Source organism: Bacillus sp. FJAT-49711 (genome assembly GCF_018343715.1).
GTDB lineage: Bacteria > Bacillota > Bacilli > Bacillales > Bacillaceae_C > Lederbergia.
In genome coordinates this window covers 543,316-565,944 of the sequence record NZ_JAGYPL010000003.1, presented here as the reverse complement: position 1 = coordinate 565,944, position 22,629 = coordinate 543,316, and the positions used below count along the sequence as shown (strand labels likewise).

General features: G+C 36.1%; 20 protein-coding genes and 1 other annotated feature. Of the genes, 11 read left to right on the top strand and 9 right to left on the bottom strand.

Annotated features, from left to right (window positions below; all coding sequences use genetic code 11):
* Positions 1-8 precede the first annotated feature (8 nt).
* The 4 genes from KHA96_RS16830 to KHA96_RS16810 all read left to right on the top strand — a co-directional run bounded on the left by KHA96_RS16830 (position 9) and on the right by KHA96_RS16810 (position 3,505).
* The gene (locus KHA96_RS16830; RefSeq protein WP_213130464.1) at positions 9-326 is read left to right on the top strand and encodes a MazG nucleotide pyrophosphohydrolase domain-containing protein; all 318 of its coding nucleotides are present in this window, start codon (positions 9-11) and stop codon (positions 324-326) included.
* 647 nt (positions 327-973) lie between these two features.
* Entirely contained in the window at positions 974-2,377 is a 1,404-nt protein-coding gene (locus KHA96_RS16820; protein ID WP_213130463.1) for a glycoside hydrolase family 76 protein, read from the top strand.
* Positions 2,378-2,502: 125 nt separating this feature from the next.
* Positions 2,503-2,880, top strand: a complete 378-nt coding sequence (locus tag KHA96_RS16815) for a hypothetical protein (RefSeq protein WP_213130462.1) — start codon at positions 2,503-2,505, stop codon at positions 2,878-2,880.
* Positions 2,867-3,505 carry an O-methyltransferase gene (locus tag KHA96_RS16810; protein ID WP_213130461.1) on the top strand — a complete coding sequence of 213 codons (639 nt, stop codon included), beginning with the start codon at positions 2,867-2,869 and terminating at the stop codon, positions 3,503-3,505. The genes KHA96_RS16815 and KHA96_RS16810 overlap by 14 nt, the downstream gene beginning before the upstream one ends.
* Before the next feature lie 176 nt (positions 3,506-3,681).
* Here the strand turns inward: KHA96_RS16810 and KHA96_RS16805 are convergent, their stop codons facing one another.
* The 5 genes from KHA96_RS16805 to KHA96_RS16790 form a co-directional block, all read right to left on the bottom strand.
* Positions 3,682-4,440 carry an AAA family ATPase gene (locus KHA96_RS16805; RefSeq protein ID WP_213130460.1) on the bottom strand — a complete coding sequence of 253 codons (759 nt, stop codon included), beginning with the start codon at positions 4,438-4,440 and terminating at the stop codon, positions 3,682-3,684.
* Positions 4,441-4,563: 123 nt separating this feature from the next.
* Entirely contained in the window at positions 4,564-5,253 is a 690-nt protein-coding gene (locus tag KHA96_RS16800; RefSeq protein ID WP_213130459.1) for a response regulator transcription factor, read from the bottom strand.
* Entirely contained in the window at positions 5,254-6,348 is a 1,095-nt protein-coding gene (locus KHA96_RS16795; protein ID WP_349305786.1) for a sensor histidine kinase, read from the bottom strand.
* A 59-nt stretch (positions 6,349-6,407) separates the two neighbouring features.
* Positions 6,408-6,611, bottom strand: a complete 204-nt coding sequence (locus KHA96_RS23115) for a DUF5957 family protein (protein ID WP_249315662.1) — start codon at positions 6,609-6,611, stop codon at positions 6,408-6,410.
* A complete protein-coding gene (locus KHA96_RS16790; protein WP_213130457.1) occupies positions 6,608-7,015 on the bottom strand; it encodes a DUF6220 domain-containing protein in 408 nt (135 codons plus the stop codon). Before KHA96_RS16790 ends, KHA96_RS23115 begins: the two co-directional genes overlap by 4 nt.
* Positions 7,016-7,235: 220 nt before the next feature.
* Between KHA96_RS16790 and KHA96_RS16785 the strand changes: the two genes are divergently transcribed.
* Both KHA96_RS16785 and KHA96_RS16780 read left to right on the top strand, forming a co-directional pair.
* Positions 7,236-9,902, top strand: a complete 2,667-nt coding sequence (locus KHA96_RS16785) for a cation-translocating P-type ATPase (RefSeq protein WP_213130456.1) — start codon at positions 7,236-7,238, stop codon at positions 9,900-9,902.
* 382 nt (positions 9,903-10,284) lie between these two features.
* Positions 10,285-11,763, top strand: a complete 1,479-nt coding sequence (locus KHA96_RS16780; protein WP_213130455.1) for a SulP family inorganic anion transporter — start codon at positions 10,285-10,287, stop codon at positions 11,761-11,763.
* 293 nt (positions 11,764-12,056) lie between these two features.
* On the opposite strand, the gene KHA96_RS16775 is transcribed toward KHA96_RS16780, so the two are convergent.
* The 4 genes from KHA96_RS16775 to KHA96_RS16760 form a co-directional block, all read right to left on the bottom strand.
* Positions 12,057-13,115, bottom strand: a complete 1,059-nt coding sequence (locus tag KHA96_RS16775; protein ID WP_213130454.1) for a DUF4030 domain-containing protein — start codon at positions 13,113-13,115, stop codon at positions 12,057-12,059.
* Complete coding sequence (locus tag KHA96_RS16770) at positions 13,099-13,626, bottom strand: RNA polymerase sigma factor (RefSeq protein ID WP_213130453.1); 528 nt, start codon at positions 13,624-13,626, stop codon at positions 13,099-13,101. Before KHA96_RS16770 ends, KHA96_RS16775 begins: the two co-directional genes overlap by 17 nt.
* Positions 13,627-14,006: 380 nt before the next feature.
* On the bottom strand, positions 14,007-15,377 hold the full coding sequence (locus tag KHA96_RS16765) for an aldehyde dehydrogenase (protein ID WP_213130452.1): 1,371 nt from the start codon (positions 15,375-15,377) through the stop codon (positions 14,007-14,009).
* 38 nt (positions 15,378-15,415) lie between these two features.
* Complete coding sequence (locus tag KHA96_RS16760; RefSeq protein WP_213130451.1) at positions 15,416-16,615, bottom strand: iron-containing alcohol dehydrogenase; 1,200 nt, start codon at positions 16,613-16,615, stop codon at positions 15,416-15,418.
* 174 nt (positions 16,616-16,789) lie between these two features.
* Positions 16,790-17,000: a binding site (T-box leader), on the top strand.
* A gap of 105 nt (positions 17,001-17,105) precedes the next feature.
* Between KHA96_RS16760 and aspS the strand changes: the two genes are divergently transcribed.
* The 5 genes from aspS to yfkAB all read left to right on the top strand — a co-directional run bounded on the left by aspS (position 17,106) and on the right by yfkAB (position 22,559).
* Entirely contained in the window at positions 17,106-18,404 is a 1,299-nt protein-coding gene (gene aspS, locus KHA96_RS16755) for an aspartate--tRNA(Asn) ligase (protein ID WP_213130450.1), read from the top strand.
* 216 nt (positions 18,405-18,620) lie between these two features.
* Complete coding sequence (gene norA, locus KHA96_RS16750; RefSeq protein WP_213130449.1) at positions 18,621-19,793, top strand: multidrug efflux MFS transporter NorA; 1,173 nt, start codon at positions 18,621-18,623, stop codon at positions 19,791-19,793.
* A 30-nt stretch (positions 19,794-19,823) separates the two neighbouring features.
* Positions 19,824-20,669: a MerR family transcriptional regulator gene (locus KHA96_RS16745; RefSeq protein WP_213130448.1), complete on the top strand. Its 846-nt coding sequence runs from the start codon at positions 19,824-19,826 to the stop codon at positions 20,667-20,669.
* 59 nt (positions 20,670-20,728) lie between these two features.
* On the top strand, positions 20,729-21,325 hold the full coding sequence (locus KHA96_RS16740) for a class I SAM-dependent methyltransferase (RefSeq protein ID WP_213130447.1): 597 nt from the start codon (positions 20,729-20,731) through the stop codon (positions 21,323-21,325).
* A 106-nt stretch (positions 21,326-21,431) separates the two neighbouring features.
* The gene (yfkAB, locus tag KHA96_RS16735; protein WP_213130446.1) at positions 21,432-22,559 is read left to right on the top strand and encodes a radical SAM/CxCxxxxC motif protein YfkAB; all 1,128 of its coding nucleotides are present in this window, start codon (positions 21,432-21,434) and stop codon (positions 22,557-22,559) included.
* The last annotated feature ends 70 nt before the right edge of the window (positions 22,560-22,629 follow it).

The following is a 22,629-nucleotide window of genomic DNA, read 5'->3' as shown; positions in this document are numbered from 1 at the left end:
TGAACGAAATGAATGTATCAGAATTTCAGGAATGGGTGAAAGATTATTATGAAGGCAAGGGCTGGTCTGATTTAGACATATTTGTTCGCATCGGCTTTTTGGCAGAAGAAACTGGCGAAGTTGCCCGTGCAATAAGAGCCCTCGAGATTGGTAGAGATAGACCTGATGAAGTAAGTGGATCTTATGAGGAAAATAAACAGGAGTTAACAGAGGAGTTAGGGGATGTATTAGGCAACTTAATTGTAATTGCGAATAAGTACAATATCCCTTTGGAAGAAGTATTTCAATCACATAAAAAGAAACTATCTGAGCGTTATTCTAAATAATTCAATTGCTAATTACAGAGGCGATATTATTAAAACATAGTTAATTGTAGTAAAACTCCGTTTATAACAGAACGAAGTTTTATTTTTTTGCGGTTAAGAGAAAATTTGAAGGAGCTAGGAACGAAGAAGTACAGAGTAATTCAAATGTGACGCAGCTTATGGGAAATGCCGGAGAGAAGGACTGTTACTAAATACATAAGTTATATCTATAATCCCTAAGTAAGAATTGAGGTAAGGAGTAACGGTAAAATTATGTAATTTTATCCTATTAAAACGTAAAACCCCCGTCCAAATAATTCGAATGTGTATTAAACTAGTCGATTAAGGCACATGGAAACAAATATTTGTAAAGACTCCAAGTCCTAAGAAACTATCAAAATGGGTTTTCATAAGTTGGTAGAAAGTCACTGAGATATGCCTTGTTAATTGAAGCGATGGCACTATATACACGTATCTACATATAAATTAACATTATATGTAGATAATCTATCAACCATGTGATTCTAACTTCGATCGATAGCGTGAATTGGTTTGTAAGCGCTATCCAAAAAGGAGAGGTGTATTCATGGTGTAAATACTAGAGAATTGGAATTTATAGATTACTAAACTACTTCGTCTATGTGACTAATATTGGGAGGGAAGAGATAATGACCAAAAAAGTCTTTGCACTTTCACTTATCTTTTTATTGTTGTTAGGAAGCTCAACCTTTGCAAATAATAACGAGGAAGATGTCACGAGTACCGTCTCAAATGAATGGGAAGAGAAAGCTGGACAAGCCCAACAATCCTTGTTTGAAAATTACTGGAATGACGAAACGAATATGTTTAATAATTCATATGAGTGTAGTAATTGTAATGGACAATTCCATTACTGGTGGCTTGCCCATGCCTTAGATACACTCATTGATGCATACGAACGTACGGACAATGAAGTTTATCTAGATAGATCAAAGGCTCTGTATGAAAGTATTTTAAAAAGAAACAATGGAGTCATCACTAACCACTTTTATGATGATATGTTGTGGATGAGTTTGGCCTTGCTCCGCCTGTATGAACATACTAATGATTCAAAATATGAAGCTGCAGTATTTACTCTGTGGAATGACATTAAAACAGGGTGGAGTGATCAATTTGGCGGAGGCATTGCTTGGAATAAGTCGCAGTTAGACTATAAAAATACTCCATCAAATGCGCCGGCAGTTATATTAGCTGCAAGGCTTTATGAAAAATTTGGAAACCCAGATGACTTAGATTGGGCAATTAAAATATTTAATTGGCAAAAATCAACTTTAGTAGATCCTGAAACTGGCTTTGTATGGGACGGCATTAATCGTGTTGGCGATGGAAATATAGATAAGAATTGGGAATTCACCTATAACCAAGGAGTTTATATTGGGGCAGGTGTTGAGTTGTACAGAGCAACAGATAATAAGGAATATCTTTTTGCTGCCATACAGACGGCTGAGACAAGTATGAAAAGATTAGTAGGGAATAATACTACGAATATTTTAAAAGATGAGGGCGGCGGAGATGGAGGTTTGTTTAAAGGAATTTTAGTGCGCTATTTAGGTGGATTAGTTAAGGAAGATCCTAATCAAAAAGCCATTGCACAGTTCCTTATAAATAACGCTGAAAGTGCATGGAACAACAAATTAGGAGAGGATAAAGTATTATTTGGCTCCTCTTGGGAAAGAACACCTAGCTTGAACCTAGATCTTAGCATCAATTTAAGTGGAGTAATGCTAATGGAGCAAGCAGCCATCATGGAAAAGCTGATTGCTGAGCCGGTAACGATTTCCTTTTTAAATGAGCAACTGAACGGGTACATCTCAACGAATGATATTAAAGGACCGCTTGTACCAATGCTAGTGAATTCCGCAAAGCAGGCAGAACATCATTTGAAAATGAACAGAATAAAGCAAGCGATTCAGCATTTAGAAAAATTTCAAAAGCATTTAAACAATAAAGCCCATCAAAATAATGTATCAGTGGATGCAAAAATTCAATTGACCAATACGACAGACCTTCTTTTAGATCAATTGGGTGAGTGATTATATTGGCTGAGCTTCTATCATTTTTGTGAAGCTCAGTCGTTTTTATATTGACACGTTGTATACGTATGTATACAATAAATTATATAATATGTATACATGTGTATACAAAGGAGGATGAAGGAATGAAACATAAAAAATTCAAGGAATTTGAGAATGGTGGACATCACCGTGGGGAAAGACATAAAAGAAAAGAGTCGCATCATCATGGGGCGAAAACTTTTCGAAGGGGCAGAGCTATAGCCTTTTTAGAATCAATGCATCTTAGGCATTCGACCATCAAGCGTCAATTGGATGAACCTGACTATCAATCAATTCGTCCAATATTAGTTGGTGAATTAAAAGCAATTGATATGGTAATCAGCGAATTTAAACAATTATTTGAAATACACGAAAGTGAAATAGTAGATATGCATAATATTGAAATTGAAGAATTGGAAGTGCCTGAATCGGAGTCTTTAGATGATAGCGAGGAAGGAAATGAAGCGGATGAAACAAATTAACAGTTATATCGATGCAGTGTTTACTCGCCAAGATATTCTTTTGGAGGAAGTCCTTGCGTCTATAAGAGAAAATGGAATGCCATCTATTTCCGTTTCTTCCTCTGCTGGGAAATTGTTAACCATGCTTGTTTCCATTTCTGGTGCTAAAAATATTTTAGAAATAGGTGCACTTGGAGGATATAGCGGAATTTGCCTTGCTAAAGGATTCGGCAAAGAAGGGAGATTGACTTCTCTTGAATTGGAGGAGCGATACGCAAAACTAGCATATAGTAATCTAAGTAAAGCAGGTTTTAGTGATCAAGTAACATATATGACCGGGGCAGCTTTTCAAAGTCTTGAAAAACTTGTTGTAGAAAATAAACGTTTTGATTTTTTCTTTATAGATGCTGACAAAGAAAATTACACAAACTATCTAAAGTATTCCATTAGTCTTGCGAAACCGGGTGCCTTAATCGTAACTGACAACGTACTTGCTGGCGGAAGTGTTGCTGATCAGTCTGCCAATCCTAAACGCTATACAGAATCTATGAAGAAATTCAATGAAACGGTGGCCAATCATCCTCAATTAGAATCTTTGCTTATTCCGATTGGTGACGGGATGACTGTTTCAAAAGTAATCGAGTAAACTGATAAGTAAAAAGTCCAGGTGTTTCCCAATTAATGAATTTTGGGGGAAAATACTTTCGGTCATCTGATCATGATGAATGTAGTGACTAGATTTTTTAATTGTTTTTTTCTTGCCTGTTTTTTGAATTAACCCATTAAATGGTCTTTTAATCGGTAGAATGAAATTCCCAAGCATTAATGATTCAGCAAATGATGCAGTAATCTATCTTTATCATCAAAAAATTGTTTCATGATACTATAATGGTTCGTTTCTTCAAGTAAGGTTTCCTTGGCACCATCTTCGCTCAGTTCTATAATTTTAGAATGAGGATATGACATGATGATGGGGGAATGGGTCGCAATGATAAATTGGGAACCTTTCCTGACTAATTCATGGATTTGAGCTAGCATCGATAGCTGTCTAAGCGGGGATAATGCTGCCTCAGGTTCGTCCAACAAATAAATGCCATTTCCCCGAAATCGATTCATAAATGTTGCCCAAAAGGATTCTCCATGTGACTGTTGATGAAGTGATAATCCTCCGAATGAATCAATAATTCGTGGTCCCGGCGCTGGCTCACTGTCTAGTTTCTCAATATTTGTTGCTACATTGTAAAAAGTCTCAGCACGAAGAAAAAATCCATCAGTAGGTCTTTGGATTCCTTTTATCAGTTTAATATACTTTTCTAATGGGGAATGTGAATCATACGTGGAAAAGTTGAAGTTAAATGAACCACCTTCTGGATTAAATCCAGAAGCAACCGCAATAGCTTCTAATAATGTTGACTTTCCCATGCCATTTTCGCCGACGAAATATGTAACATTTGGATGAAAGGCAAGTTCATCTAATGTCTTAATACTCGGTAAATGGAATGGATAGTTATCAAAAGAAGGAATACTATTACGATCAAGTCTTATACCTCTTAAATAATGATCTTCTAAAAATTCCTCCACAACATTTACCTCCAATAAAGTATTTCCACTGCATTTCTTCTTTCAAATATAACATAGAATCGATTGTTAACAGATAGGAATTTGAGACGGGGAAAGGTGTCTCTAATAAAGAAAAATAACATGTTACTTTTTAAACCGATACCCTACTCCCCAAATCGTTTCAATCCAATGTGGGGAAGAGGGATCATTTTCAATTTTTTCTCTAATTTTTCTAATATGGACAGTAACTGTTGTCGTGTCTCCCATTGAATCATATCCCCAAATTCGTTCAAATAATTGTTCTTTGCTGAAAACGATGTTAGGATTTGTCGCCAAAAAATGCAATAAATCATATTCCTTAGCGGTAAATACTTTTTCTTCTTCTTTTACAAACACCCGTCTTGAATCAATTTGAATTAGGAGGTTGCCGATTTGAATATCATTTTGTTTATTCCCACCGTGATTGATTAAACGGTCGTATCTTAAAATATGTGCTTTTACCCTTGCAACTAATTCATTTGGGTTAAATGGCTTTACAATATAATCATCCGCCCCTAAACCGAATCCCCGAATTTTATCTATATCTTCTTTTCTAGCAGTAACCATTAATATAGGTATATCTAATGTTTGTCTCAGCTTTTTGCATAATTGAAATCCATCAATACCCGGGAGCATTAAATCTAATAAAATCAGGCTGTATCGATTAGTCAAGGCTAGTTTTAATCCTTCCTCACCATTTGTGGCGATGTCGCATTCAAAGCCATTGATCTCTAAATAATCACGTTCCAATTCCGCAATATTTAATTCATCTTCAATGATTAATATGTTTTTCATTTATTTCACCTTCTCTAAATTGAAATATATACTAGTTCCTTTTCCTAATTCACTATTTGCCCAAATTGCTCCCCCATGCTCTTCAATAATCTTTTTAACAATTGATAGTCCAAGTCCACTGCCGCCAGTAGAAGAATTTCTTGAAGTATCGGTACGGTAAAAACTATCAAATATAAATGGAATATCTTCTTTATTCATGCCTCTGCCATTATCTTGCATTTCTACTATAACTTCGCCCGGTTTTGATAGTAACCGAACATTGATTTCTTTATCATTCTTATCCATATACTTCAAACTGTTTTGGACGATATTTGTTACAACACGTTTCAATTTCTCTCTGTCTGCTTCAACTATATAAGAGTCAGCGTTATTGGCGATTAAGGTAGCGGCTCCTTGTTCCTTCTCTAAGTTAAACGCTAATTCGTCGACAAAATCAGTGAAAAAAGAATATAAGTCAACCTTCTCGAAATGGAATGGCAATCGTTTCAAATCTAGCTTTGAATATAAAAACAATTCATCTATAAGTACGTCCATATCATTCGCTGTCGAATAAATGATGTTCATATAACGTTCTAATTTTTCCGGCGTATTTGCGACTCCGTCTTCAATGCCTTTAACATAGCCTTTTATAGATGTTAAAGGAGTTTTTAAATCATGAGAAATGCTAGCAATCAGTTCCTGACGATTTTGTTCATATTGTATTTGAGCTGCCTTTGCCTCTTTCAGTTTTAGACGCATGGCTTCAAATGTTTGACTAAGCTCGCCAAGCTCATCCTTTTTGGAGGATGTTACACTATATTCCAAATTACCCTTACTGATTTTCTTTGCCGCAATAGATAGCCTTTTAATTGGAGTTATTATACTTTTTGATACGTAATACGTTAATAATCCGTTTGTAATGATTAGAACAATCACCATCGAGATAAATCGAAGGCTAAGAAAAAAGGTTAATTCTGAGCCGTGAGGATTTCCTTTAAATACGACAAACAATAAGTATCCCAACATGATTTCCACTAAAAAGAAACCAATAATAGGAATGATTATCATCCCTATATTTGATAAAATTAATCGCTTCTTAATCGACAATGTGATCACCCATAAATGTTAAAATTATAGAATTATATACATTATAATTCAATTAATTAATAAGACCGTCAAGAGTGCTTGACAGTATTTACCTTATTATGCCAAATCGGCACTACAACAGCACAAAGTAAGGCAGTGTAAAAAGGAAGATACTTTATTCCAATTGGTTGATTAAGAAAAATGACACTAAATATCCCAATTATACTTGATAAGGCAATACCAAGTATAAAGCCTCCTATAACACTTATGAATATGGCAGAAAATAATTTCAATTTTTTTCACTTCCTTTAAAAATCAACTTCCATGTTTTAAACACAATCGACCATGATAAGACGAATAATAATAAAGCCATAATGACGTGTAGTGGACCAAACCATGGCAAAATGGCATTAATATTTGCCGTAAAGTACATAAGAAAAATCGAAATGAATACTCCAGTAAGCTGAAAATATGCCCAGCGCGGCAAAGCCCCTACTAAAGCCAAAATAAGCATTAAAACAGGAAAATTAAACCCAAATAGATGAACAAACATCATATGCTTCGTCCATGCCGATCCATCTAAAAAGATAGCCACCCCCGCTAAATAAATTTGGGCTATGATACATAATGCAAATAGGATGGCAAATATAAAATAAGTGATTCTTCCAACACGTACCCTTGGATTATTGACTTTCATGTTCTTTCCTCCACATTTTTGACTTGTGTATATCATACGAGGCAATTCTAAATCACTTCTTATGAAATTCTTAAATAATTATTAAATCTTTAAGCGGGGCTTTTACAAAATATAATGAAATTGCACGTTCGTGGAATTTTTTCCAAATATTATCGATTAATTGGTTAATAAAAGATAGAATATAGGTAATTTCATACCTTTAAATAGAAAGTGGGTTATGGTGTCTTTGTGGTATTCAAAATCAGTTGAAGATGTAAAGAAGGAGTTACAAACAGATATTGTAAAGGGGCTTTCCAGCCAAGAAGCAGAAGAACGTTTACAGAAATACGGTGCGAATGAATTTCAAGAGGGTCAGAAACCGACCATCTTGAAAATGCTTTGGGAACAAATGAATAGCATGTTGATTTATATTCTTATTGCAGCTGCTGTCATTTCGGGGATAGTTGGTGAAATTAGTGATGCAGTTATCATTTTAATCGTTATTGTGTTAAATGCAGTAATTGGAATTGTGCAGGAATCAAAAGCAGAGAAAGCCTTAGAAGAATTAAAAAAAATGTCGACACCGAATGCTATCGTAAAACGGGATGGGATCGTAAAGGAAATCTCTTCAGAAAAAGTTGTACCTGGGGATGTTGTTTTAATTGATGCCGGTCGATTTATTCCCGCCGATTTGCGCCTAGTAGAAACTGCAAATTTACAAATAGAAGAATCAGCTTTGACCGGCGAATCCGTTCCGGTTGATAAAATTGATACTTCGCTGGAACAAGGTGAAATCCCTCTTGGTGACCAGATAAATATGGCTTTTATGTCAACACTTTCGACATATGGGCGCGGCATCGGGATTGCGGTTCATACTGGCATGGAAACAGAAATCGGCAAAATTGCGAAAATGCTAGGGAGTCAAGGGAAAGAAAGTACTCCACTACAAAAGAAACTAGACGAGCTAGGGAAAATATTAGGAATTGGTGCTATATTCGTTTGTATCATTATGTTTTTTGTAGGATATTTTCAAGGCCGCGAAGTTTTAGAGATGTTCCTTATAGCTGTTAGCCTTGCAGTGGCGGCCATTCCGGAAGGGCTCCTTGCGATTGTAACGATTGTTTTAGCTGTTGGCGTTCAAAAAATGATCAAACACCACGCGATTGTTAGGAAGCTTCCTGCTGTTGAAACACTTGGAGCTGTTAGTGTAATCTGTTCAGATAAAACAGGTACATTAACACAAAACAAAATGACCGTAACGAAAGTATATGCGGACGGAAAATTTACTGAATTAGAAAACATCCATTTTAGTAATGAAGTGACTAAAGATTTTATTAAAGGGATGATGCTTTGTAACGATGCGGTTGTGAATAACGACAAACAAGCAGGGGACCCAACAGAAATTGCTTTAGTTACAGCTGGAATGAATATGGGTCTAACGAAAAGAGAATTGGAAGACCAACATAAAAGGGTGTATGAAATTCCTTTTGATTCTGATCGGAAAATGATGACGACAGTACATGAAAATGGAAATCAATTTTTTTCGATTACGAAAGGTGCTTTAGATCGACTGCTGCCAAGAATGACATCAATCTTTATAGATGGTTCGATTAAACCAATGACAGAGGTAGATAAAAACGGAATCCTCCATAATTCTAATCAAATGTCAGAAGAAGCACTTCGTGTTTTGGCTATTGCGAAACGAAATGTCTCTTCTGAAAAAGAATTTAATCATAATCTGGAAGAAGATTTAACCTTTTTAGGAATCGTCGGAATGATTGACCCACCTAGGGAGGAGGTAAAGGCATCGATTGCTGAGTGTAAGAATGCCGGTATTCGAACGGTAATGATTACGGGAGACCATCAAAATACAGCCTTGGCAATCGCCCAAAACCTCGGAATTGCAAGCAGTAAATCCGAAACAATGACTGGACAACAATTGAATGAAATAAGTGATGTGGAACTTCAAGAAAAAGTGGAAAAAACTCGAGTGTTTGCCCGTGTCTCACCTGAGCATAAAGTAAGGATCGTCAAAGCATTAAGAGAAAATGGCCACATCACTTCGATGACTGGTGATGGGGTCAACGATGCCCCTTCATTAAAACAGGCGGATGTTGGAGTGGCAATGGGAATTACCGGAACGGACGTAGCGAAAGGCGCAGCAGATATTGTTCTAACGGATGATAATTTCTCAACCATTGTAGCAGCTGTTGAACAAGGTCGTAATATATTCCAAAATATTAAGAAGTCTATATTATTTTTACTTTCTTGTAATCTTGGGGAAATCACAGCGATTTTTATCGGGGTTCTTCTAGGAATGCCAACTCCATTAACGGCTGTTCAAATCTTATGGGTCAACTTAATTACCGACACCTTCCCTGCTATTGCACTTGGAATGGATCCTGATGACCCGGATGTAATGAAGGAAAAACCACGAAATCCAAAAGAAAGTATTTTTGCTAAAGGCTCAGGTACATTTGCATTACTAAACGGATTTCTGATTGGATTTATCACACTTTTTGCTTTTGTTGAGGGACTTCGATTTTACTCAGGAGCAAGCTCTATTTTTTCAATCGATTTTGGAAATATAACTAACGACGCACTTACACACGCTCAAACGATGGCATTTATCACATTAAGTGTATCGCAGCTTTTCCATTCCTTAAATTTGCGAAGCCAGAAAAAATCAATTTTCCAAATTGGCTTATTCTCTAATAAATACTTAATCGGGGCCATTTTCCTTGGTATCATTATTCAAGCAGCATTAGTCTACATCCCATTTTTACATGATGTATTTGGGATACATGTGTTGACTGGGAAGGACTGGTTGTTTGTTGTTGGAATCTCCCTTATCCCAATTATCGCCAATGAATTAGTCAAGGCTGGAAGAAGGATTTTTGATAAGTAGGAATTAGCTTTTTAGACTATAAAACCCCCAACATAATTGTATGTTTGGGGTTTTTAATCACTGTACGATGGTTGACTGTTGTTGCAAATCAAAAGGCAGCCACTGCCTAAAAAGATGATTATCTATAAATCATAAAAATGCTATCCTAAAAATGACAATAATGGTAATTGGACAGATAACTTCAAAATAAAAAAGTACTATTATACAAAAAAGTAAAGAAAAATAGAGGAAATCTAAGATAATATTAATTGTTCACGTTTACATGGCGATTTCACAAATATTCCTCATTCCCTTATACTTTGTTTTATTCACAACGGCCCCGACTTTCATGAGAGTTTAAAGTCAAAAATTTAATGCGAAAATAAAGGGAGAGGTGCTAAGTTTGAATTTTAATACAATTAAATATACATGGTTTGGCAACGTAAGGGGAGATATATTGGCGGGTATTGTTGTTGCCCTTGCTTTAATTCCGGAGGCAATCGCATTTTCAATCATTGCTGGGGTGGATCCCATGGTGGGATTGTATGCCTCGTTTTGTATTGCTGTTACAATTGCTTTTGTAGGTGGAAGACCTGGGATGATTTCAGCTGCAACAGGTGCAACTGCGTTATTAATGACGACTTTAGTTAGAGACTACGGCTTACAATATTTGCTTGCGGCAACGATTTTAACGGGTGTTATCCAAATCATAATGGGAGCTTTAAAATTAGGGCGTTTGATGAAATTCGTCCCTCGGTCTGTTATGACAGGATTTGTTAATGCGCTGGCCATCTTAATTTTTGCTGCCCAATTGCCACACTTTGTAGGAGAAACGTGGGAAATGTATGCGATGGTCGTAGGAGCACTTGCCATTATTTATATCCTGCCTCGTTTTACAAAGGTTGTTCCATCGCCGCTCGTTGCTATTTTGGTAATGACAGCGATCGCCATATTTACGGGAAGTGATGTGCGCACAGTAGGCGATATGGGGGAATTAACATCAAAGTTGCCTGTATTTTTGCTTCCGGATATTCCGTTAAATTTTGAAACACTGAAAATTATTTTTCCATATTCTTTATCGATTGCCATTGTTGGATTAGTGGAATCGTTACTAACAGCTTCGATTGTGGATGATATGACGGACACAGAAAGTGATAAAAATAAGGAGGCAAGAGGCCAAGGTATTGCTAATATAGTTTCTGCTTTCTTTGGTGGTATGGCTGGCTGCGCCATGATTGGACAATCCGTTATTAATGTAAAGTCAGGTGGAAGGGGGCGTCTATCCACATTTGTAGCGGGTGCCTTTTTAATGACACTCATCGTTTCATTCAAAGGTTTTCTTGTTCAAATTCCAATGGCGGCTCTAGTCGGCGTGATGATTATGGTCTCAATTGGAACATTTGATTGGTCTTACCTGAAATCATTAAGAAAAGTTCCGATCACAGATTCGATTGTTATGATTGCGACGGTTATTACGGTAATTGAAACTCATGATTTATCGAAGGGTGTTTTAGTTGGAATAATATTAAGTGCTATTTTCTTCGCAGCAAAGATTTCAAAAGTGAACGTCATAAGTGTTTCGGCTAAAGGTTCCGGGAAGAAGATTTATCATGTTACGGGTCAACTTTTCTTTGCTTCTGTAACAGATTTTGTAAATTGTTTTGATTATAAAGAGATGATAAATGAAATTGATATAGATCTTTCTAATACTCATCTTTGGGACGATTCAGCTGTTGGTGCCATCGATAAAGTAGTGATGAAATACCATCAAAATGGTGTAAAAGTAAATCTTAAAGGATTAAATATAGAAAGTAAAAAGTTGATTAGCAAACTGGCTGTTAAGGAAACACAAGATGGACTTGGAAAAGTCGCTAGTCATTAAAAAGGTACGGGGCTGTCCCAAAAGTCATGAAAAATGACTTCTAAGGACTGCCTTTTTTCGTTAGGCTTTTCTCACATACTTTGTTGCTTTTTATCAAGTAGTGCGTAAAGGTTGATTTCCGCTGCAGTTGCTCGCTTTCCGCGGGGCAGGCGGTGAGCCTCCTTGGCGCAAAACGCCTGTGGGGTCTCACCTGTCCGCACATCCCGCAGGAGTCTCGCAATTTCGCTCCAATCAACCTTCAACAGTGTTTGTTTTAAAAGCAACAACCTCGTACTTTTTTCATATAAGATCCTTCAATTTATATTCTTTCCATCTTTACCCCTAATGATAATTTTATATGGATCGTTATTGATTTTACTCTGAATTTCTTCGGAATTTAAAAATTCATCGATTGTATTTTCAATAATCCGAACCTTTTCTTCTGTATTTTTGTCAGAAGCTTTTATTGATGTCTTAATTATAATTTGCAAGGCTTCTGGTTTAAAGGAATAAGCAAATCCTGTTACATTGTATTCTTTTTTCGCATACAATCCTTCGATAATTGCATCGAATATTTCGTGCCATTTTTCTTCATTTTCCCTTTGAGCAAGATCAATTTTATTAACCTTTATAGTATATGAGTCAATAGTTTTTGAACTTAGGTTTTCATTTATGATATTTTTTATTTCGTCTACCCTTTTTTCAGTATTAGGAATATCGATGTTGATGTCTATTTCCTCTGAGTTTGGAGCGATATGGGAATATCCGTAAGATAGTACATTAAAATTTAATTCAATCAATTTGTTATAGCTTTCTTCTAGTGCCTTAGAAGTCAATTCCTCGCGTTCTGAGAGTTGAGTATCTGGAACTCGATCGATCTGTCTTTCGACTTCAATTTTATATGCATCATAATCTTTTTCTTTTAATATATTGGTGGCAATTTCCTTTACTTCATCGCGTACATCTTGAAAGTATTGTTCGGAACCATCTATTGATATTGAAATATGACCGGCATTCCCACCTATTCCGGTTATATGATAGCCTCTTTCCTCCAAGTCTTTCCATATAGTTCGGTTCACAGGCTCCGAATGTAATATTTTATTTAAATAAGGAATCTTTGAAACGACCTCCGCCATTGCTGGAGAAATAAAGGCTGAGCCAATAAATAAGCCAAACAATACAATTGCAGCAATACTGGAGTATGCTAACTTTCCAAATGCATTTCCAGTTTTAAAATGAGTGATTTTATTTTTTTTATCCAAATCTAATATGCTAATATCAGTCATGATTCGGTTTTTCAATTGTTGTTTTCGTTTCGCTTTCCACATTAGTTCAAAATGAACATTATCAAAATCATCAACATGTTTTTTCATATAAATAGCCCTCCTTAATTAATTGTTTTTTTAAAGCGGGCATCGCTCTGAACAGCATCGATTTAACCTTGCTTTCAGACCAATTCAATATTTTTGCTGTTTCCTCTATAGAAAAACCTTTAATTTTTCTCAAAACGATAACTTTTCTATACGTTTCTTTCAGTTCTCCTAAAGCATTATATAGTTCATATGATTCTTCTTTTATTTGGATAAGATCTTCTGGTAAAGGAATATTATTTTTTTGTAAAAGAAGTGTTTCTTTAATGAAATTACGGGTTTTGCGCTTCCTTAAATAATCTACAGTGACATTGTGTGCAATGCTAAATAACCATGTTTTTTCACTGGAACTGTGTTTAAAAGAATTATAGTGTTGATATGCTTTTACAAAAGTATCATGCGTTAAATCCTCAGCTTCTTGATAATCCCTTACCATTAATAAAATAAAGCTTAATATGGACTTGCTATGTTCATCGTACCAATTGGCGATTTCTTCTTTTCTGAATTCAGACAAACTTCGGGCCCCCCTTTTTTGAAGTTCAATACTTAGACGTGTGAGTGAAATAAAAGTTGTGTTTTTAAATTACTTTTTGTAAAAGGTTAACTATAAAAATTTTAAGGAAGACCAATTCTTTAAAGTGAACAGGTGCTGGAATAACTCCGAAAATCTTCAATGGAAAATTGAAATGCTTAAAACGATGAAATGCATTGAAAGCTATTATAGAGGCTAGAAATGAAGAAATATACAGTTTAAGGGGGGAGGTCAGAATGACTTTAGTTGGTGCAATTTTTCAAATGATCTATAAAAGGTTTTTAATTACCCCTTCCTCATGCACCTAGAAATTTTAGCCTTTGGTTATTGTTGGCGAGGAAGGAGTATCTAAAAGAACTACATTATTTCATAAAAAACTTTATTTTTTGAAGTCCGTTTTTAACATTTGGATAACGATAAGGAATATCAAATAAGGTCGTTTGTTTAAGTACGCTTTTTTGATGAGAAAAGGTATCAAAGTTTCCTTTTCCATGATAGGCACCTATACCACTGCTTCCTACACCACCGAAGGGAAGGTAAGGAGAAGCAAAGTGATAGACTGTATCATTAACACAGCCACCACCGAATGAAACACTGTTAAGGACTTTTTCTTGGGCTGTATTACTTTCAGTAAAGATATATAGGGCAAGTGGTTTTGGGTGATGATGAATGTCTTCCAGTACTTCTGGCAGCTCTTCGTATTCGAGTACAGGAAGAATTGGTCCAAATATCTCATCTTGCATAATCGGATCTTCCCAAGTAATTTTCGTTAGGACTGTTGGCTCTATCGTTAATTTTTCCTGATTAAAGCCTCCCCCAATAAAAATGTCCCCATTATCGAGTAAAGAGGTAAGTCGTTTAAAGTGTCGAAGACTTACGATTCTCGTGAATGTTTTATTATTTAACGGCTGTTGCCCATATAATTCAATGATCGTTTCTTTGAATTGCTGGAGAAATTGTTCCTTAATGCTTTTATGTAGATACAAATAATCTGGTGCAATACAGGTTTGTCCTGCATTGGTAAACTTCCCCCAAGCTATCCGTTTTGCTGCAAGTTTAATGTTCGCATCCTTATGAACGATACAGGGGCTCTTCCCACCTAATTCTAAGGTTACGGGTATTAGATGTTTAGCCGCTGCCTCCATAATAATCTTTCCGACTGAAACGCTTCCTGTAAAAAAGATATAATCAAATTGCTCATTAAGAAGTGCTTGGCTCGTTTCTGCGTCTCCTTCTACAATGGAAATATATTCTTTAGGGAATATATCTCTAACAAGTTTCGCTAATACTTCCGATGTTTTCGGTGTTAATTCAGATGGTTTGATGACTGCACAGTTTCCAGCTGCAATAGCACCGATTAATGGAGCGATTGCTAATTGGAACGGGTAATTCCAAGGGGAGATGATGAGTGCCACTCCATATGGTTCAGGTAAAATAAAGCTTCGAGAGCCAATATGGGTAAGAGGTGTTTTTACTCTTTTTGGCTTCACCCATGAACGTAAATGCTTTATGGTAAATCGTAATTCTTGAAGAACAAAACCGATTTCAGAGGTATATGCTTCAAATTCAGATTTATTTAAATCTGCTCTTAAGGCATTTATTATTTCTTGTTCGTTATTTTTTATTGCCATTCTTAATTTTTGGAGTGCATTTAATCTGTAATCTATCTTTTTTGTAGTTTCTGTGCGGAAAAAAGATTTTTGTTTCGTAATGAGAGGAGTATAGTTTTCCATTTTAACAGCCACCTTTTTATCTTAGTTATGGGAACAAGCTAGTCTTTAAGAAGTTGGTATAGACGGAAAAGGTCCTCTTTATTAAAAATTTTCGGCACGGGATAGAGAGGGTTTGCCTCTTTTAGAGCGCGTTCGACCATCACTGGAATATCTGTATTGATTATTTCGCTAATCTTATTGGGAATCTCCATCTTTTTATTTAACATATTAATGCTTTCTATAAACTTTGTTGCTTTAAGTTCGTCAGTATCTGTCGGATCACCAATTCCTACTATATCTGCAAGTTCAGATAAAGACTTGTGAACTGCAGCACCATAATATTCAAGAACGTATGGAAGTATAATAGCATTTGCAAGCCCATGTGGAACAGAATAAAATCCTCCTAAAGTATGCGCAATCGCATGCACATTCCCAACATAAGCACGTGTGAATGCCATCCCAGCCAAATAAGCAGCTTTTTGTATATTTTTACGTGCTTGAATGTTTGTTCCATTTAAATAGGATTCATAAAGATTTTCGAAAATTAATTTAGTCGCTTCTAAACTGTACTTTTTTGTTTCTTTTGTGTTGCTCCTGCCGATATATGCTTCAATGGCATGTGTTAAAGCATCAATCCCAGTCGCAGCTGTAATATGTCTAGGAAGGTTTACGATAAGCAACGGATTAAGAACTGCAAAATGCGGAATGATAGATGGATCCATTATGACGTATTTTTCATGTGTCGTGTTATTCGAAATAACAGCTGCTAGTGTTGCCTCACTTCCAGTACCCGCTGTAGTTGGAATTGCAAACAGGGGAGGAATCTTTTTCAATACTTTAAATAAACCTTTCATTTGGTGAATGCTCTTATTAGGTCTTGCTGCCCTTGCCCCAACACCTTTCGCGCAATCCATTGGGGAACCTCCCCCAAAAGCAACAATCCCTGTACAGTTGTTGGATACGTACATTTGATAAGCCTCTTCAACATTTTCAACGGTTGGATTAGGAACGGTTTTGTCATATACAACGTACTTGATTCCTTCATTTCTAAGATCATTTAGAAAATCGTCTATTAAACCAACTAAAACAATAACTTTATCAGTCACAATTAAAATGCTTTCAATTTTGCATTGTGTAAAAAGGCTTGGCAGTTTTTTTAAACTATCTTCTCCTTCTAGTAGTTCAGGTTCACGCCAAGGAATGAATGAAGAAGCTATTTTCATAACCCTTTGAAAAGCCCTGCAATACACTTTGTACATGAAAATTCCACTCTTTCTATTGATGGATACTAGTCGTATTAATCATATCATATTCATAAAGTTTAGAATTCAAAGTCTCTTTAATTGGAACTGTTGAATGAGCAAAAAAATCAATGAAAAATCAAAAATATCTTGCATTTTTAAAGACAAATCAATAAAATACTATACAATATATAAAAAGTGTTGATCAGGAAAAGTACTCATGCGTGGGTCTTAAGAGAGCAATCGGTTGCTGGGAAGATTGCGATACCGCATGGTGGAAAGACACCTGTGAGCGTAGCTTTGAACGTGATGATTAGTAAAAGCAGACGGCGCCTGCCGTTATCAGGTCTAAGTGGTCATTTTGACAATTTGGGTGGTACCGCGGAGATTATCCGTCCCTATTTATAGGGGCGGTTTTTTGTATTCTCTTAAAGGAGGTGAGTGGCCGTGGATGACGACGATGACAATGATAATGAAAATAAATTGAAAAATATAGGAGGAGAAAATAATGGAACAATTATTGAAGCGGTCACTCATTCGTGAATGTAAATCATCTAGTAAAGAGGTCGTTTTACTGCAAGGTTGGGTGAAAAAAATCCGACATTTAGGAAATCTTAGTTTTTTATTATTGCGTGACAGAACGGGTGTCATTCAATGTGTATTAGAAAATGACCTAGCGGGATTTAAAGTTGATGTCGAAAGTGTTGTTGAAATTAAAGGTGAATTAGTAGAAACGACAAAAACAGAATTAGGTGTGGAAGTGCTTGTAAAAGAAGTGAAGGTGTTAAGTACTTCTGAACGGCTTCCTTTTGAAGTGAATAAAAGAAAGCTGCAAGTCGGTTTAGATCAAATGCTAAATGAACGAGTCATATCACTGCGACATGAACGTGTACAGGCGATTTTTAAAGTTCAATCGACTTTAGTGGAGGCATTTAGTGAATTTCTTATCGATCATGACTTTACACGAATTTTTACACCAAAAATTGTTTCTCAAGGAGCGGAAGGAGGAGCCAATGTTTTTAAGCTTCCGTATTTCGAAAAGGAAGCCTATTTAGCCCAGTCCCCACAGTTTTATAAACAAATGATGGTTGCGGGCGGATTGGAACGAGTTTTTGAAATTGCTCCTGTATACAGGGCGGAATATCACAACTCCTCACGTCATTTAAATGAATATATATCATTGGATGTTGAGTTCGGCTTTATCCACGATTTTCATGAAGTGATGAAGTTAGAGACAGATGTTTTAAGCTATATGTTTAAACACGTAGCAGATAAATGCGAAAAAGAATTAAATCTTTTACAAGTGACAGTCCCTGTCATTACAGAAATTCCAAAGATTACTCTGACAGAGGCCCAACATATTTTGAAAACAAAGTATCGGAAAGAATCGCCGGCAGGAGACCTCGATACTGAGGGCGAAAAGTTACTAGGAATATACGCGAAAGAAATGTATGACAGTGAATTTGTCTTCATTACCCATTACCCAAAACAAGCGAGACCGATGTACACGATGCCGAATAAAGATCATTCTGCGATGACCGATTCATTTGATTTGTTATATAAAGGTTTGGAAATAACTTCAGGTGCTCAGCGAATTCACGAGTATGATATGCTGATTGCTTCTTTCGAGGAAAAAGGTTTGGATGTAGATGATTTCCAAGCATATATCGACACATTCCGATATGGCTGCCCTCCTCATGGGGGTTTCGCGATTGGTTTGGAAAGATTAGTTTATAAATTTTTGGAGTTGTCCAATGTCCGTGAGGCTAGTGCATTTCCGAGAGATTGTACACGTCTTATTCCATAAAATATTTAGGTGAAAGAAAGCAAGATAAGAATTCATTTTGATTAATTTTTCAAAATGAATTCTTTTTTTTATTAAAATGTATCTACGAATAAAAACGTAAAAAATTGGCACAATAAATTTCTTGAATACGATAATGCGGGAGTTCATCGAAATTGACTCTCCTCTTAGGGGAGGGTTTACATTAGGTTGTACGGTGTTAAAAAGGAGTAGAACATTATGCAAAAACAAAACAGAAGTTTAGCTGTAGTTTTAATGAATCTCTTCATTGCCTTTTTAGGTATTGGACTTGTTATTCCCGTTATACCTACTATTATGAATGAATTAGATTTGTCTGGATCAGTTGTCGGTAATATGGTGGCTGCTTTTGCCCTTATGCAGCTAATAGTATCTCCGATTGCGGGGCGCTGGGTGGATCGATTCGGTCGTAAGAGAATGATTGTTATTGGTTTAATTATTTTTGGTATATCAGAGTTTTTATTCGGTGTTGGCAAAACAGTGGAGGTTCTATTCATCTCAAGAATGCTTGGCGGTGTCAGCGCAGCATTCATTATGCCGGCTGTAACTGCATTTATTGCAGATATTACCACTTTGCAAACACGGCCTAAAGCTCTTGGCTATATGTCGGCAGCTATTTCAACAGGTTTTATTATAGGTCCTGGTGTAGGTGGCTTTCTGGCAGAAATTAGTACACGAGCACCATTCTTTTTTGCGGCTGGTCTTGCATTATTCGCAGCAATTTTATCGATTATCACACTTAAAGAGCCAGAACGTAATACTGAACAAGTAGTAGTTGCAGGACAAAAGGCAGGGATTAAACGTATATTTACACCGTTGTATTTTATCGCTTTTATGATTATTTTAATCTCTTCATTTGGTTTAGCAGCTTTTGAATCGTTATTCTCTTTATTTGTTGATCATAAATTTAGTTTTACGCCAAGGGATATAGCTATCATGATAACAGGCGGGGCTATTGTTGGAGCAATTTTTCAAGTAGCTTTTTTTGATCGATTAATGAAATGGATGGGAGAAATACGCTTAATTCGTTATAGTCTAATTGTTTCGACTGTGCTTGTATTATTAATGACAATTGTGAGCTCGTACTTTACGATATTACTTGTTACGATAACAGTTTTTGTTGGTTTCGATTTAATGAGACCGGCTGTAACGACCTATTTGTCAAGGATTGCAGAAAATGAACAAGGATTTGTTGCAGGGATGAATTCGATGTTCACGAGTATTGGCAATGTTGTCGGACCCATGATTGGTGGAATTTTATTTGACCTCAATTTAAACTTTCCGTTTTATTTTGCAACAATTGTGTTATCCATCGGTATCGGGTTAACGTTTGCTTGGAAGGAGCCCGCACATCTAACTGCAAAAGCAATGTAACTTCATGAAGTATACAAGGAAGGGATAGATTTGGAAGAAAAACTTTATACGATCGGTGAAGTTTCTAAGCTCGCGAATATATCAATAAAAGCACTTCGCTATTATGATAAAATTAATCTATTTAAACCGGCTTATGTCGATCGTAATACTAATTTTCGCTATTATAAGGACTCACAAATTTATCGTTTAGATTTAATAAAATCTCTAAAATATATTGGTACACCATTAAAAGATATAAAAAAAGTACAGGAATTAAACACAGATGATTTTTTCACATTCTTAATTGAACAAGAAAAAGTTGTAAGGAACCAAATAAATAATTTAACAGAAATTGAACAAATTATTGCAAACGCCAAAATGGGAATCCAAAGACAGAAGGAATATCCTACACTTGGTGAAGTGTTTCTTTCAGAGGAGGATGAAAGTCGAATAATACGGATAAAAGTTGGAGGGAAAGGGCCGAAAAACACCCTGTATGCTTCTTACAGTAAACTTAGGCACTTTGCTGCTACGACGGAAGGACTTAGAAACAGTGGATATGGTGCAATTTTTAAGTATCAGCCCTATACTCATATTGATGAAATTACTTACCAATATTTATTTACACCAGTATTAACGAATAGTCAGACTTTATCGCATTCTCGAGATACTGAAATTGCGACCATTCCAAAAGGGACATATGCATGTATTAGATTTACGAGTTTGTCTATTGAAGATTACTTTTCTAACTTACAAAAATTAATAAATTATGTTGCACATTACGAACTAACAGTAAAGAGCGATATATATGAGACATTAGCACCTATTCATTACTTCCCTAACCGACAAGAAGAATTTCTAATGGAAATGAGAATTCTAGTTAAGGAAGGATCATAAGTAAATTTGGAATAGCAAGGTATAATAATGGTATGTACAAGGAACGGAGGAGAAAATAAGTGAAAAATCATTGGGATGATCGCTTTTCTTCGCAAGACTACTATTACGGAAAAGAGCCAAATGCTTTTTTAGTGGAAGTGCAAAAAAACATTCCTAAAGGAAATGTTTTATGCATAGCTGAAGGTGAAGGGAGAAATTCCGTCTTTCTTGCAAGCAAGGGGTATGATGTAACAGCATGGGATTTTGCTCCATCGGGTCTCGATAAGATTAAAAAGCTTGCTGTAGAACAAGGAGTAAAAGTAAAAACGGAATTACATGATTTGGCAGACGTCGAATGGGAAGAAGAAAAATGGGATGCGATTGTACATATTTTTGGTCACTTTTCCAAGCCTGTATTTGATCGAACAATGGAAGGGGTACAAAATTCCTTAAAACCAGGCGGTTACTATGTCAGTGAATTGTACACAAAGGAGCAGCTACGATACGGAACAGGAGGCCCGGGTAATCCCGAATTACTATGTGATCCAAAATCGTTGATGGAAAAGTTTGATGAGTACTTTTTTCAGCATTTCTATGTTGGCGAAACTGAGAGGTACGAAGGTATTGGACATTCTGGTCTAGCCCATGTTGTTCAAAGTGTATTTATAAAAAGATAACGATTAATGAACAAAGACCTTGTTTGAGTTTTAAGTATGAATATGGCTGTTTCCCGCATAATGATTAAATGAAGTCAAATAGCCAAAGAAGAAGGAAGTTAGAAAAATGAGAATAGAAGAAACGTTACAACCTATTACCCCTGACCATGATCCGTGGGAAGCTTATTTGGATGTTGCTGAATATGGCAAGATGGTTTTATCCAACGTTGAATTTACAACTACTTTGCTTTGTAACATGCGCTGTGCCCACTGTGCTGTTGGATATCAACTGCAAAACATCGATCCAGAGGCACTGCCGATTGATTTAATAATCAAGCGATTAGATGAAATTCCGCATTTGCGAACTTTGAGCATTACTGGTGGTGAGCCGATGATGTCGAAAAAGTCGGTTAGGAATTATGTGAAACCTCTATTAGAATATGCACACAAACGCGGTATTCGTACCCAAGTGAACTCCAACCTAACGCTTCCTTTTGAGCGATATGAGGCCATTATACCCTACGTGGATGTCATGCACATTTCTCATAATTGGGGAACAGCAGATGAATTTATCGAAACGGGTTTTGCTTTAATGGAGAAAAAGCCGTCTCGTGTAAATCGAGCAAAATATTTAAAGCAAATGTTTGAAAATGCAAAGTCTCTTTCAAATGCGGGAGTACTTGTTTCAGCTGAAACGATGCTAAACAAACGAACGCTTCCTCATTTGGAAAAAATCCATCAAGAAGTGATTGAAATGGGGTGTGCTCGTCACGAGATTCATCCTATGTATCCTGTAGACTTCGCCAGCAACTTAGAAACTATTAATCTTGATGAAATAAAACAAGCCATTGAACAGTTATTGGATTACCGTGACAAAAAGATCTGGATGATGTTTGGAACTTTGCCATTTTATCCATGCAGCTCATCAGTAAGGGATTTGGAATTACTTAAACGTCTTTATAGTGAGCCAAATGTAACAATTCGTAATGATCCTGATGGGCGTTCGAGATTGAATGTTAATATTTTTACAGGGGAAATAATTGTAACTGACTTTGGAGATGAGCCGTCTCTAGGTAATATACAATCAACATCTTTACCCGATGCCTATTCCAAGTGGATGGAAACAAGAACAGCAAAATCTCTCAATTGTCATTGTCCTGCAGTTAAATGCTTAGGACCAAATCTGCTTGTGAAAAATATGTATTATCAAGATGTAGATTTTCAATTGCAAAAATCTTTAATAAAAGTTAGATGATGAATTAATTAGGTCAAACGGAGGCAGGTAGGAGCAGCCATTTGTACGTATCAACTTGCTGAATAAGTAG